This window comes from Nesterenkonia sp. YGD6, from assembly GCF_022565895.1.
Lineage (GTDB): Bacteria > Actinomycetota > Actinomycetes > Actinomycetales > Micrococcaceae > Nesterenkonia.
This window is the reverse complement of record NZ_JAJOYY010000002.1, coordinates 130773-144491: the sequence shown is the minus strand read 5'-3', so window position 1 is coordinate 144491 and position 13719 is coordinate 130773. Positions and strand designations below refer to the sequence as shown.

The window sequence follows — 13719 nt, the reverse complement described above, 5'->3', positions numbered from 1 at the left end:
ATCACCATGCACCCCTCAGTCCGGCGACTGCTGACCCCCATCCCTGATCCGTTACTGCGGCAGATCATGTATCGCCGCAAGTTCGGACGGTGGGGGAACTTCAAGAAACCTTCGCGGTTCACCGAGTTCCTGACCCAGCGGATGCTTAAGGACCGCAGTCCGGAGATCGCCTGGACCTGCGACAAGCGTGCGATGAAGGAGTACGCCGCCGAGCGAGCACCGTGGATCAACGTGCCAGAGACGCTGTGGCACGGCACTGATCTGAACGAGCTCGATCTCTCGACGCTGCCCGATCACTGGGTGATCAAGCCGAACCATCGAAGCAAAGCCGTCTATATGGGGGATCGCAGCACGACCCTGGCGGACCTGCGCCGGGTGACCAAGGGATGGCTGCTTCCCTATGACCGGATCGCGGTGGGGGAGTGGGCCTACGGACAGGCGCGGCGTGAGCTCATCATCGAGCCCAGGATCGGCGACGGCCTCCCGCTCACAGACTTCAAGATCTTCGTCTTTCATGGGCGAGCGCGGATCCTGCACACCGACCTGGACAGTTTCTCGGGTCCCTTCGAGGAGGTGTTCTACGACCGCGACTGGGAGCCCCTGGACATCACCTGTGAACTCCCACGAGGGGCGGTCGCTTCCCGCCCGAAGAACTTCGAGGACATGATGCGCGCGGCGGAGACGCTCGGTGCTGGCTACGACTTCATGCGCGTGGACCTCTACAACCTTGAAGGGGAGCTTTGGTTCGGGGAGCTGACCCCCTACCCCTCCGGCGGGATGGATCTCTTCACTCCGGAGTCGGTGGATCTGCAGCTGGGCGCCTGGTGGGCTGGATTCGACACCCTCAAGGAGTACCCGGAAGAGCTGCGAGGCCTGACCGAGGAGGCGCCATCTCTCTCATGATCACGCAGACCGCCCCGGCCGGCAGCCGCAGCCGAGAACGACCGGAACCGACGACAGCTGCGCCCATGGTCCTCACACGCTCCTCGATGCCTGCCTGACAGGCCGCTCCCCTTGAAAGGTAATCACCATGCACCCCTCAGTCCGGCGACTGCTGACCCCCGTCCCAGATCCGATACTGCGGCAGATCATGTATCGCCGCCGATTCGGACGCTGGGGAAACTTCAAGAAACCTTCGCGGTTCACCGAGTTCCTGACCCGGCGGATGCTTCAGGACCGCAGTCCGGAGATCGCATGGACCTGCGACAAGCGTTCGATGAAGGACTGCGCCGCCGAGCGAGCACCCTGGATCAACGTGCCAGAGACGCTGTGGCACGGCACCGATCTGAACGAGCTCGATCTCTCGACGCTGCCTGACCACTGGGTGATCAAGCCGAACCATCAATGCAAGGCCGTGTACTTCGGGGATCGCAGCACGACCCTGGCGGACCTGCGCCGGGTGACCAAGGGATGGCTGCGCCCGTATGACCGGATCGCGGTGGGGGAGTGGGCCTACGGACAGGCGCGGCGGGAGCTGATCATCGAACCGCGCATCGGTGACGGTGCGCCACTGATCGACTACAAGTTCTACGTCTTTCACGGGCAGCTGAAGATACTGCACACCGACGTCGGACGTTTCACCGACGACTTCACGGAGGTGTTCTACAACCGCGAGTGGGAACCGCTCGACATGACCAACGAGGCTCCAATCGGTGCGGCTGTTCCGCCACCGAAGAACTTCGGCGAGATGGTCCGCGCTGCGGAGACTCTCGGTGCTGGTTATGACTTCATGCGTGTGGACCTCTACAACCTTGATGGCGAAGTGTGGTTCGGCGAGCTCACTCCCTACCCCTCCGGCGGAATGGATCCCTTCAACCCGGACGCGGTGGATCTCCAGCTCGGCGCCTGGTGGGCTGGATTCGACACCGTCAAGGAGTACCCGGCAGAGCTGCCGCGCATCATCAACGCGGCCAATGCGGTCTCGTCAGCTGGCACGGTCGATCTGCACCACACCGTCATCTTCCACAGTGCCACCGATCCTGCCGACCTTGTCGTTCCCGGCCGCCTTCCCGTCCCGGCAGAGAAAGAGGGGGCTGTTCCATGACCAGCCAGCCCTCTTCTGCGGTGAACATCGCCAGCGCGGAGCCGAGACTCGATTGGATGGGCTCACCGGCGGGCCCCGCCTCGGCGCGCCGCTGGCAGCGAGGCTACGCCAGGCGGCTGGTGGTGACGGATCTCACGGTCATCGCCGGTGTCCTGACCGTGGTCCACCTGTTGGCGCTGCCCGAAGCGCCGGTGGTCACCACCGCTGTGCTCGGTGTGCTCTGGATCGCCGCGCTCAGCGTGAGCCGGTCCCGGGATTGGCGGCATATCGGGGCTGATGTCACGGAATACCGGAGAGTGCTGGTCGCCACGCTCACGAGCTTCGGTCTGTTGTTCACCGCGCTGGTCGCTCTCGACCTGGCCGTCGCCCGCGAACACCTCATCTGGTCGCTGCCGATCGGGACGATCGCCGTGCTGATGGCTCGTTGGCTATGGCGCCGGATGCTCCACGCCCAGTGGCGTCGAGGAAAGTGGACCCATCGTGCCGTGGTGGTGGGAAATCCTCGAAAGGTCCGTCATGTCGTCTCGGCAGTGCGGGGATCCAAGACGGTCACCGGCACCACCGTCACGGCGATCCACGAGGTCCAGGGCGATCACACCGTTGCTGACGTCGAGACCCGGGAGCGCGTCGTCGCGCAGATCGTGGACGTCGTCACCCGCAGCGCCGCTGATCTGGTGCTGCTGACGGAGACGGACCTGTTCTCCGCCCAGGGGGTACGGGAGCTGGGGTGGGCGCTGGACGCGCTGGATGTGAACCTCGTCGTGGTGCCCTCCATCACAGAGACTGCCGGCTCGCGGATCACTTCCAACATGGTCGCAGGAGTCCCCCTGCTGCACGTGGCCTACCCACGACTGACCGGGACGGCGCGGCTGACCAAGCGCACCTTCGACGTCGTCTTCTCCGCGCTGGCGCTGCTGATGCTTGCCCCGCTGCTGATCACCATCGCGCTCTGGGTCCGGCTGGACAGCCCAGGACCGGTGCTCTTCCGGCAGGAGCGCGTCGGGATCAATCACTCACGGTTCTCGATGCTCAAGTTCCGCTCCATGGTGGTCGACGCCGAAGAACATCTCTCGCTGCTGGAGGAGCGTTCGGAAGGCAACGGGGTGCTCTTCAAGATGCGCAGGGATCCTCGGGTCACCCGGATCGGTGCAGTGCTGCGCCGGCTGAGCCTGGATGAGCTGCCGCAGTTCTACAACGTGCTGCGCGGGGAGATGTCAGTGGTGGGGCCGCGCCCGCCGCTGCCCCGTGAGGTGGAGGCCTACGACGACCACACGCACCGGCGGCTGCTGGTCAAGCCCGGGATCACCGGGCTGTGGCAGGTGGCCGGTCGCTCGGACCTCTCCTGGGAGGAGAGCGTGAGGCTGGACCTCTACTACGTTGAGAACTGGACGCTGCTGGGAGACATTCAGATCGTGCTGCGCACCGCGCGGGCGGTCTTCGGCGGGGCCGGGGCCTACTGACTCAGAGTGCGCCGGCGATCTCGCGGTAGCGGGCGATCGCCGGGGCGGGCACGTCGTCGGCGATGAGCCGGCCCGCTTCGAAGACCAGCACCCGTTCGGCTCGCGCCGCGAGCTCGAGGTCATGGGTGGCCACGATCATCGGCGCGTCGAGACCCATCAGCAGCTCGGTGAACTCCACGGTGCTGCGCAGATCCAGCAGGGTGGTGGGCTCATCGGCCAGGACCAGCTCCGGCTCGGCAGCCAGGACTCCGGCGAGGGCGACCTTCTGCCGCTCTCCGGAGGAGAGGTCATAGATGCTCGAATCCTCACGGTCCCCGAGCCCCATGGTGTCCAAGATCTCACGACTGCGCTCACGCCGCCCTGCGGCCGATCTGATGCTGCGGCGCAGCGAGAACGCGATGTCCTCGCCGACCACCGGCATGATCAGCTGAGCCTGCGGGTTGGCGAAGATGAAGCCGGAGCGCACGCCAGCAGGCCTGAGCTGGAGGGATCCCTGCGAGGGCGCCACCAGACCGGCGATCAGACGCAGCAGCGTGGACTTGCCCGAGCCGTTGGCGCCGATCACGGCGATCCGGTGCTCGTGCAGAGTCAGGGTCAGTGGATGCAGGATCCGGCGTCTCCCGCCCTCGGCCGTATCGACGTCGAATGCGACGGCATCGAGCGTCGTCGTTACACTAGAGAGGTTGTCCACCAAACCCACCCATCTGAAATTGTCAGGCCGACGCACTCTGTTCGGCCCGAAGGGAAGCTGCACCGTTGATCAGCGTATCCAATCTTGAACTCCGCGCCGGCGCGCGCCTGCTGATGGACGAGGTCAACTTCCGGATCGACTCCGGTGACAAGGTCGGGCTCGTCGGTCGCAATGGCGCGGGCAAGACGACGATGACCAAGGTGCTGGCCGGGCTGACCCAGCCCGCCGCCGGCCATGTGGAGCGCCGCGGCAGCATCGGCTACCTGCCGCAGGACCCCAAGATCGACGATATGGAGCAGCTCTCCCGCGACCGGATCCTCTCCGCCCGCGAGCTCGACGTGATCACCACGAAGCTGCGCCAGGCCGAGCAGGACATGATGAGCACCGACGACGCCGTGCGGGACAAGGCCATGACCCAGTACGGGAAGGTCCAGACCCGGTTCGACGCCGCCGGCGGCTACTCCGCCGAGGCCGAGGCCGCCATGATCTGCAACAACCTGGACCTGCCTGAACGGATCCTCACCCAGCCGCTGAAGACCCTCTCCGGCGGTCAGCGCCGCCGCGTGGAGCTCGCCCGGATCCTCTTCTCCGACGCCGACACGCTGCTGCTGGATGAGCCCACCAACCACCTTGACGCCGACTCCATCGTCTGGCTGCGCGATCACCTGCAGAACTACGCAGGGGGAGTCCTGATGATCTCCCACGACGTGGACCTCATCGAGTCCACCGTGAACAAGGTCTTCTACCTCGACGGCAACCGCACCACGCTCGATGTCTACAACATGGGCTGGAAGAAGTACCTGGTCCAGCGCGAGCAGGATGCCGCTCGGCGTAAGCGGGAATACGCCAACGCGGAGAAGAAGGCCAGCACGCTGCGCTTCCAGGCCGAGAAGATGCGCGCCAAGGCCACCAAGGCCGTCGCCGCCCAGTCCATGCTCAAGCGCGCCGACCGGATGATGGCCGGACTTGAAGGGGAACGGGCCGCCGAGCGGGTGGCGAACATCCGCTTCCCCGCCCCGTCCTCCTGCGGCAAGACCCCGCTGATGGCCGAGGGACTCTCGAAGTCCTATGGCTCGCTGGAGATCTTCACCGGGCTCGACCTCGCGATCGACCGCGGGTCCCGCGTGGTGATCCTGGGCTACAACGGCGCGGGCAAGACCACGCTGCTGCGCCTGCTTGCCGGGGCCGCCGAGGCAGACTCCGGACGGGTCATCTCCGGCCACGGACTCAAGCTCGGCTACTTCGCCCAGGAGCACGACACCCTGGACACCGAGAGCTCGGTGCTGGAGAACATGAAGACCGCCGCCCCGTTCCTCAACGACACCGATCAGCGGAAGATCCTCGGGTCCTTCCTGTTCTCCGGCGACGACGTCAGCAAGCCCGCCTCGGTGCTCTCCGGCGGCGAGAAGACCCGCCTGGCGCTGGCCTCGCTGGTGGCCTCCAGCGCGAACGTGCTGCTGCTGGACGAGCCGACGAACAACCTGGACCCGGCCAGCCGCGAGGAGATCCTCGCCGCGCTGCGCACCTACGAGGGCGCCGTCGTCCTGGTCAGCCACGACCCGGGTGCTGTCGAGGCGCTGAGCCCCGACCGAGTTCTGCTGCTGCCCGATGGCGAGGAAGACCTCTACACCAAGGAATACGAAGACCTCATCACGCTCGCCTGAGCTTCGGCTTGCCTGGTCCGACCTGCCGCCTCGGACCGGGCACAGAACTCACCCGCTGGCAGCTCGACGACGAATCCGTGCAGCGGCGGCAGGCGGAGTCGGGCGAGGATGGGCACCCATCCGCGGGGAACATCCCCTCAGCGGTGCAGCCGCTGGTCCACCCAGGCGTCTTCGAGGTCCTCATCCGAGAGCCGGCCGGTCTTGATCCGCTGCCGGCGCTTGGCCTCACGGATCCGGTCCTGCGCCGGCGCTGAGGAGGCCGCGTGCACCGGAGCGCCAGGCCCCTCAGCGTGGTGCGGCTCTCCGGAGATCAGCGCCTCGGCCTGCTCGTAGTCACGGTTGCGGGCGTGGATCCGGGCGGCGTAGCCCCATCCGATGAAGCCGAGCAGCCCGAAGGTGATCCACTGCATCGAGTAGGACAGGTGCGGGCCCTCATCCTGGGAGGGTCGGATCAGCTGCCGCGGGGCGACCTCGGGTGCCGGTGATTCCTCCGCCATGAGTCCATAACCGCCGGTCAGCAGGTCATACCCCAGCTGGTCCTGGTACTCATCCAGGTCGATGGAGGCCAGCTGGCCCTCCGGTGCGTCCCGGTTGATCTCCGGCTCCGCGGGACGGATGCGAGCCACCAGGTCCACTTCGCCCTCCGGCGGATCGGGATTCAGCGCCGGCCGGGAGCCGTCGGTGCTGTCGGTGGGCAGCCAGCCGCGGTCGATGGCGACCACATCCTCGGTGCCCGCCACCGCGAAGGGGACCACCGATTCGTAGCCCACGGAGCCGCTGTGGCCGCGGTTGCGGACCAGCCTGGAATCCTGCGTGAGATACTCGCCGGTGAGCTCCACCACCGTCCATTCGTCCTGCTCATCGGCGGACTCGAAGAGCTCGCGGCCCTCGGTGTAGGGGATCGGGTCCTGGTCGTAGTTCTCCACGATCCGGTTGATCTCTTCCAGCGCGACCTCGCGCCGGTCGATCTGCCACTGGCCGAGGAACACGCAGGCCACGGCGAAGAGCACACAGATGCCCAGCCAGCCCAGCCAGGTGGGGGTCAGCAGAAAGCGGTAGCGCCTCACAGCTGCCTCCGATGCGGATCATCGTCTGGGGTGCTGGGAGCGCGGGTGGGGGCGGTGTCGCTGAAGGACTCGGGGGCGGTGCCGGCGTCGAGCGGTCGGGTGCTGCGCCAGAAGAGCCGCTGGGCGAGATAGTTCTCCAGCCAGGGACGGTGCTCGTCACACGCCAGCCAGATCTTGCGCCGCTCGGGCGCATGGACCTTCGGGTTGTTCCAGAGCACCTGCCAGGTCGCGTCGAACCGGCAGTCCTTGCGCGAGCATTGAGGACTCTGCGGTCCGGGCTGTGCGCCGTCGCCGCCCAGGGTGTTCAAGAGGTCCATCAGCGGTGCAAGTCCTGATCATCGAGGGGCTGGGTCGATCGGTCCTGGTGCGCGGGCTTCTCCGGATCCGGAGACCTGGTGTGATCCTCGGAACCCTCGCCCTGTTTCTCCTGGTCGTCGGGCTCCACCAGCTCGCCGGCGATCACCTCGGACTCGGAGAAACCGTTGGAGGCGCCGTTGTGAAGCGCGGGCTCGTCCTCTTCCCACCACTGCCGGTCAGCCTCGGGCTCACCGTCTTCATGGGTGGTGGCCAGCATCGCGGGGGAGTCCAGGTCCTCGGACTGCCGACGGCCCATGTACCGGTCGGCGCCGACATTGGCCGTGGTGACCGCGACATAGGGCAGCACCACTGCGGCAGCCAGCAAGACCCAGGTCATCCAGTTCTGCAGGATCACCGCAAGGATGAAACACACCATGCGGATGCCCATAGACACCGCATAGCGCACCATCCTTGAGTGCTGCTCGTCACTGTGCTTCTGGGGAGCATCAGTGATCGAGTGGACCTGGTCGCTCACCGGTCTATTCTAGTGGCCCAACCTGGTGTCCGACGGCGATGTGACGCGACGGTCACATACGGGCTGGCATAGGGTTGGGCCGAGAAGAGATTCAGAGCCGATGGCGCCGCTCAGCGCGTGCGTCGCATCGTGCCCATACCCGTAACAAGGAGACTCATGACCGCACGCAGCGTACTGATCACCGGCGGCAACCGTGGCATCGGCCGCGCCATCGCCGAGGCGTTCATCGCCAACGGGGACAAGGTTGCCGTCACCACCCGCAACGGAGACGCCCCAGAGGGTGCGCTCGGCGTGGCCGCGGACGTCACCGACGCCGCGTCCGTCGATGCAGCCTTCACCGAGGTCGAACAGGCTCACGGTCCGGTGGAGGTCCTGGTGGCCAATGCCGGCATCACCCGCGACACACTGCTGATGCGGATGAGCGAGGAGGACTTCACCGACGTGCTCGACACCAACCTCACCGGTGCCTTCCGGGTGCTCAAGCGCGCCTCCAAGGGCATGATCCGGATGAAGAAGGGCCGGGTCGTGCTGATCTCCTCGGTGGTCGGGCTCTACGGCTCTCCGGGCCAGATCAACTATGCCTCGTCCAAAGCTGGGCTGATCGGCATGGCCCGCTCGCTGACCCGAGAGCTCGGCAGCCGCGGCATCACCGCAAACGTCGTCTCCCCGGGCTTCGTGCGATCCGACATGACCGACGAGCTGGACGACGCGACGCAGGCCAAGTACCTGCAGAACATCCCCGCAGGACGCTTCGCCGAGCCCACCGAGGTGGCCTCGGCGGTCCGCTGGCTAGCCTCCGCGGAGGCCGGCTACATCTCCGGCGCCGTCATCCCGGTCGACGGCGGCCTGGGCATGGGCCACTGAGCCCTCCCCGCCGGCCCGCATTCCCCAGCACCCGCACCCCCAGCACGCGCACTCCCGTACGCATCAGGCACAAGCAGAACTGAGGACACCGTCATGACAGAGCAGGATCTCGCCGGAACCGGCGCCATCATCACCGGATCGTCGCGCGGCATCGGCGCCGCCACCGCGGCCCTGATCGGGGCCCGCGGCGCCGGCGTCGTCGTGAACTACCGGCAGAAGGCGCCCCGGGCCAAGAAAGTGGTGGCCGGCATCGAGGCCTCCGGTGGACGCGCGGTGGCCGTGGGTGCGGACCTCACCGAGGCCGCCGGCGCCCAGGCGCTGGTCGACGCCGCCGTGGAGAACTTCGGTGCGCTGAACCTGCTGGTGCTCAACGCCTCCGGAGGGATGGAGTCCGGCCGCGGCGAGGACTACGCGCTGAAGCTCAACCGGGACGCCCAGGTCCAGATGGCGCGCACCGCGCTCGAGGTGATGCCCGCAGGGTCACAGATCGTGTTCGTGACCAGCCACCAGGCGCACTTCATCAAGCAGACGGCCACCATGGACGCCTACGAGCCGGTGGCACGCTCCAAGCGGGCCGGCGAGGACGCGCTGCTCGAACTCGTCCCAGAGCTCGACGCCAAGGGCATCACGCTGACCATCGTCTCCGGGGACATGATCGAGGGAACCATCACCGCGACGCTGCTCGAGCGCGCGGAGCCGGGCGCCCTCGAGACCCGCCGCGAGGCCGCCGGGAAGCTCTACAGCGTCGAGGAGTTCGCCGCCGAGATCGCAGCGCTCATCGGGCGCAAGGATCTTCCGCAGGGGCACACCGAGCTCGTCGGGGGCGCCGAGGACTTCCTGGCCGCCAACGGCTGAGCCGCTCCGCGCGGAGAGGGGTCAGGGGCCCAGCAGCAGGGCGGCGGTGGGGACCAGGATCAAGGCCGCCACGATCGCCACGATCCCGGCCAGGGCTGGCCCGCCCAGCGGCTCGGGCGGGATCAGCAGCCTGCTCAGCCGGGCAGTGGTGATCAGGGCCGACTGCTCCTGGACCTCGGCCCCACCGGTGAACGCCTCCGTCGCGGACCCGTCCCGCCGAACATCGCGGTGCTCCAGCCCGGCGGAGCTCAGCGCCAGGGCGCGCACCAGATCCTCGCGCGCGTGGGCGCGCAGGGCGCCGTCGTCGGCCAGCATCTCGGTGAGCTCGGTGACCGCGGCGCGACCGTGCCGGGTGGTGGGCAGCCAGGGCAGCGCCCGGTACCAGGCCTCGAAGGCCATGGTCAGGAAATGGTGTCGCTGCTGGAGGTGCGTCTTCTCATGCGCGACGACGGCGGCGAGCTCCCCCTCGGAGAGCTGATCCAGCAGTCCCCGGGAGAGCACAGTGACCGAACCAGAGTTCGTGCGACCGGGCAGACAATAGGCCAGCGGCGCCTCATGCTCGAGCACGTGGGCGTGAAGCAGGTCGGGGGAGAGGTTCAGATGCCGCCCCAGGGTCGCGGCCTGATCGCCCTGGACCGGCGTCGAGAGCAGACGCACCACATCGCGGTGGCGTCGGCGCTGGCCCAGCACTCGCACGTAGGTGAGCAGCAGCGTCGCCAGCAGGTGACAGCCCAGAAGCACGCCCAGACACAGTGCGAAGATGTGGCCGGGATGGACCGGAAGCTCGGCCAGCGCGGCGAAGTCGGCCGCCGCTGAGAGTCGAAGCACGTGCACCGCGGCGCCCGGCACCGTGTCTCCGAAGGGGCCGAGCCCGTACACGATCGGGGCGCCGACCATGGAGAGTCCCCCGGCCAGCGCGATCGCCTGCCAGAGCAGCATCGCCGCCCAGGGGGAGCGTGCGCGGAACTTCGCCCGGCTCAGCACCCGCGGCACAGGGATGGCCAGGGCAAGGGCCAGTGCGGCGAGGCAGACGGCGAGGATGGTCACCGGATCAGTTTAGTCTCCGAGGAGCTCGGTCTCCGCACGGTGGGTCTGGTCACGCCCGCGCGAGCGTCCGTGACTGGGCGGCTATTTCTGCAGCAGCCGGCGCAGGGCCGCGGCCTCGGAGTCCGGAATGCCCCCGATGAACCGGGCGAGCACCGCTTCACGGTCTCCGGCGGTGCCGAGCACCTCGTTGAGCATCTCTACGGTGTGCTCCTCGCGGGAGGCGACAGCGGTGTAGCGGTGCGGGCGGGTGGAGCGTTCGCGTCGAACCATGTCTTTGCGCTCCAGCCGGGACAGCACGGTCAGCACGGTGGTCACGGCGAGATCCTCACCGAGGCGGTCACGCACCTCGTTGGCGCTGAGCGATTCGGCGCCGTCCCAGAGCAGGCTCATGACCGAGCGCTCGAGTCCTCCGAGAGTGGCCATCTTGGGGTGCTCCTTCTTGCGGCGAGACATCAACAGTGCTGGTGGGGTGGCCGCTGAGAGCGGCTGCGCAGCCAGATAATGTCAAAGGATACCCCTGCTGGCCCGTGATTTCTACACGATGTAGTAATCACGTGTCATGTTGCCGCGACCGCTGCGGCTGCCAGCGCCTCCGGACTCGGAGCGACGGCGTCGACGCCACGTTCCAGCGGTATTCCGGAACCGTCTCGGCGCACCATCTCCGAGGGCAGGATCCGCGCGACGCCGTTCTTCGCAGCGCCGAGCGCGGGTCCTATGCCGGCCCAGCCCAGCTTCAGGTGGTCCTCCCCGCGCATGAAGCGATGAGCCCGCACCCCGGCGGTGCCGCGACCCTTGGCCGGGAACTCCGAGAAGTCGGTGAGCTTGATGCTGCCCGCTTCGAAGCCTTCCAGCGGGGTGTCGCCGGCGGCGAGGGTCACCACCAGGGCCGCGGAGCTTGCCTCGTGGCCCTGTGCGGGGTCCTGCGTCTGGTCCTTGCCTGACGCGGCGGGCACCACGGAGAAGGCGATGACGGTGTCCTCGGGGCTGAGCTTGATCCCCAGCATCCCGGCCGCGGTGCGTCCCTGGGCGCGGACCAGCGCGGCCTCGAAGCGCAGCAGCTGCGCGCCGGCGGTGATGAAGCAGAGCTGGTCGGCGTCGTCGGCCGCCACAGCGGCTCCGACGACCCGGTCCTGGGCACGTCCCTCGCCCTTGAGCGAGATGACCTCCCAGTCGTCGCGGTTCAGCGGGTAGTCCGGATTCACCCGTTTGACCCGACCCTGCGCGGTGCCCAGGGCGATGACAGCATCGAGCGGGACGAAGGCGAGCAGCTCCTCGTTCTTCTCCAGGTGCAGGAACTCCTTGGCCTTCACCCCCTGGTTGAGGTTGACGCCGCCGGAGGACATCTCCACGGCGGGCATGTCCACCACCGGCACGCGGATCATCCGACCGGCGGTGGTGACCGCCCCGATCTCGCCGCGGGCGGTGGTCGGCACCGCCGAGGTCAGCGCATCGTGGCGGGCGCGCCGGGTGGGGTGCACCAGCGTGGACCGGTTGGTGGTGCGGGCCAGCTGGCCGGAGCTCGAGAGCACCGCCCAACAGTCGGCGTCGGGGATCTGCAGACTGGATCCGCCGCCGGCGGGGGCCGCGGGGTCCGGCTGCGCGGAGAGGGCCGGGGCGACCTCGGCGTCGAGCAGCTCGGTGCGCCGGTCATCGCCGTATTTGGCGGCCACCTCGTCGAGCTCATCGGCGACCAGGCCGCGCAGCCGCTCCTCAGAGCCGAGGATCGCTTCGAGCTCGGCGATCTCTGCCTCGAGGCGCTCCTTCTCCTGCTCCAGCTCCAGCGCGGAGTACCGGGTCAGCTGGCGCAGGCGCAGCTCCAGGATGTGATCGGCCTGCGCCTGGCTCAGATCGAAGATGCTCATCAGCCGGGTCCGGGCCGCCGCGGTGTCCTCTGCGGCGCGGATGATCTGGATGACCTCGTCGATGTCGAGGATCGCGACGAGAAGCCCCTCGACCAGGTGCAGCCTGGCCTGGCGCTTGCGCAGCCGATAGGCGCTGCGCCGGCGGACCACGTTCAGCCGGTGGTCCACGTAGACCTGCAGCATCTCCAGCAGCCCCAGCGTGCGCGGCTGGCCGTTGACCAGCGCGACGTTGTTGATCCCGAAGGAGTCCTCCAGCGGGGTGTGCCGGTAGAGCTGGGCGAGCACTGCCTGCGGGTTGAAGCCCGCCTTGAGCTCGATGATCATCCGCAGCCCGTGCTTGCGGTCGGTCAGGTCCAAGACGTCGGAGATGCCGGTGAGCTTCTTCGCCTGCACCGCGTCCTTGATCTTCTCGATGACCTTCTCCGGCCCGACCATGTAGGGCAGCTGGGTCACCACGATGCCGGTCTTGCGGGCCGAGACCTGCTCGATCGAGACCTTGGCCCGGGTCTTGAACGAGCCGCGACCGGTGCGGTAGGCGTCGCGGATCCCGTCGAGTCCCACGATCCGACCGCCGGAGGGGAGGTCGGGGCCGGGGATGTGGCGGATGAGGTCCTCGAGGGTGGACTCCGGGTGCAGGATCAGATGCTTGGCGCCGTTGATGACCTCGCGCATGTTGTGCGGGGGCATGTTCGTGGCCATGCCCACCGCGATCCCGGAGGCCCCGTTGACCAACAGGTTGGGGAAGGCGCTGGGCAGCACGCCGGGCTGGGTGAGCTGGTTGTCGTAGTTGGGCTCGAAGTCCACGACGTCCTCGTCGAGGTCAGCCGTCATCGACAGTGCCGCGGCGGTCATCCGCGCCTCGGTGTAGCGCGGGGCGGCGGGCCCGTCGTCGAGCGAGCCGAAGTTGCCATGCCCGTCCACCAGCGGCAGCCGCAGGGCGAAGGACTGAGCCATTCGGACCAGTGCGTCATAGATCGCGGCGTCGCCGTGCGGGTGCAGCTTGCCCATCACCTCGCCGACCACTCGGGCCGACTTCACATGGCCCTTCTCCGGGCGCAGGCCCATGTCCGCCATCATGTACAGGATCCGGCGCTGCACCGGCTTGAGACCGTCGCGGGCGTCGGGCAGGGCGCGCGAGTAGATCACCGAATACGCGTACTCCAGGAAGGAGGTCTCCATCTCCGCAGAGACGTCGATGTCGATGATGTTCTCCTCCGGGGTGACCGGGGGACTGTCGGCGCTCTTGGAACGGCGGGCCATAGCGAGTGTGCTGGTCCTGTATCTCTCGGAGGGCAGGTGCAGGTGTCAGCCGCGGGGGTCTCACAATAGCTGG

General features: G+C 67.7%; 13 protein-coding genes. 6 read left to right on the top strand and 7 right to left on the bottom strand.

All coding sequences use genetic code 11. The features are described from left to right. Positions 1–6 precede the first annotated feature (6 nt). From LTI14_RS04170 to LTI14_RS04160, 3 genes are all read left to right on the top strand, one after another. On the top strand, positions 7–903 hold the full coding sequence (locus tag LTI14_RS04170) for an ATP-grasp fold amidoligase family protein (RefSeq protein ID WP_241475893.1): 897 nt from the start codon (positions 7–9) through the stop codon (positions 901–903). 127 nt (positions 904–1030) lie between these two features. Further along, positions 1031–2044: an ATP-grasp fold amidoligase family protein gene (locus tag LTI14_RS04165; protein WP_241475892.1), complete on the top strand. Its 1014-nt coding sequence runs from the start codon at positions 1031–1033 to the stop codon at positions 2042–2044. Continuing rightward, a complete protein-coding gene (locus LTI14_RS04160; protein ID WP_241475891.1) occupies positions 2041–3504 on the top strand; it encodes a sugar transferase in 1464 nt (487 codons plus the stop codon). The genes LTI14_RS04165 and LTI14_RS04160 overlap by 4 nt, the downstream gene beginning before the upstream one ends. 1 nt (position 3505) lies before the next feature. Here LTI14_RS04160 and LTI14_RS04155 read toward each other — a convergent pair whose 3' ends face one another. Continuing rightward, positions 3506–4195 (bottom strand): energy-coupling factor ABC transporter ATP-binding protein, encoded by a 690-nt coding sequence (locus LTI14_RS04155; RefSeq protein ID WP_241475890.1) that lies wholly within the window; start codon positions 4193–4195, stop codon positions 3506–3508. A 65-nt stretch (positions 4196–4260) separates the two neighbouring features. Between LTI14_RS04155 and LTI14_RS04150 the strand changes: the two genes are divergently transcribed. After that, positions 4261–5859, top strand: a complete 1599-nt coding sequence (locus LTI14_RS04150; RefSeq protein WP_241464889.1) for an ABC-F family ATP-binding cassette domain-containing protein — start codon at positions 4261–4263, stop codon at positions 5857–5859. Positions 5860–5996: 137 nt separating this feature from the next. On the opposite strand, the gene LTI14_RS04145 is transcribed toward LTI14_RS04150, so the two are convergent. Genes LTI14_RS04145 through LTI14_RS04135 form a run of 3 tightly spaced genes read right to left on the bottom strand, consistent with a single transcriptional unit; the run spans position 5997 to position 7758 of the window. Beyond that, complete coding sequence (locus LTI14_RS04145) at positions 5997–6926, bottom strand: SURF1 family cytochrome oxidase biogenesis protein (protein ID WP_241475889.1); 930 nt, start codon at positions 6924–6926, stop codon at positions 5997–5999. Next, positions 6923–7243 carry an acetone carboxylase gene (locus LTI14_RS04140; protein WP_342357717.1) on the bottom strand — a complete coding sequence of 107 codons (321 nt, stop codon included), beginning with the start codon at positions 7241–7243 and terminating at the stop codon, positions 6923–6925. The genes LTI14_RS04145 and LTI14_RS04140 overlap by 4 nt, the downstream gene beginning before the upstream one ends. Continuing rightward, positions 7243–7758, bottom strand: a complete 516-nt coding sequence (locus LTI14_RS04135) for a DUF3099 domain-containing protein (RefSeq protein WP_241475888.1) — start codon at positions 7756–7758, stop codon at positions 7243–7245. The genes LTI14_RS04140 and LTI14_RS04135 overlap by 1 nt, the downstream gene beginning before the upstream one ends. 156 nt (positions 7759–7914) lie before the next feature. Here LTI14_RS04135 and LTI14_RS04130 point away from each other — a divergent pair, with 156 nt between their 5' ends. Next, the gene (locus tag LTI14_RS04130) at positions 7915–8622 is read left to right on the top strand and encodes a beta-ketoacyl-ACP reductase (RefSeq protein WP_241464885.1); all 708 of its coding nucleotides are present in this window, start codon (positions 7915–7917) and stop codon (positions 8620–8622) included. A 93-nt stretch (positions 8623–8715) separates the two neighbouring features. Further along, positions 8716–9477, top strand: coding sequence for an SDR family oxidoreductase (locus tag LTI14_RS04125; protein WP_241475887.1), 762 nt, complete (start codon positions 8716–8718; stop codon positions 9475–9477). A gap of 21 nt (positions 9478–9498) precedes the next feature. Here the strand turns inward: LTI14_RS04125 and LTI14_RS04120 are convergent, their stop codons facing one another. The 3 genes from LTI14_RS04120 to LTI14_RS04110 all read right to left on the bottom strand — a co-directional run bounded on the left by LTI14_RS04120 (position 9499) and on the right by LTI14_RS04110 (position 13646). Further along, positions 9499–10524: a M56 family metallopeptidase gene (locus LTI14_RS04120; RefSeq protein ID WP_241464883.1), complete on the bottom strand. Its 1026-nt coding sequence runs from the start codon at positions 10522–10524 to the stop codon at positions 9499–9501. 81 nt (positions 10525–10605) lie between these two features. Beyond that, a complete protein-coding gene (locus LTI14_RS04115) occupies positions 10606–10947 on the bottom strand; it encodes a BlaI/MecI/CopY family transcriptional regulator (protein ID WP_241464882.1) in 342 nt (113 codons plus the stop codon). 134 nt (positions 10948–11081) lie between these two features. Further along, positions 11082–13646, bottom strand: coding sequence for a DNA gyrase/topoisomerase IV subunit A (locus LTI14_RS04110; RefSeq protein WP_241475886.1), 2565 nt, complete (start codon positions 13644–13646; stop codon positions 11082–11084). Positions 13647–13719: the final 73 nt, after the last annotated feature.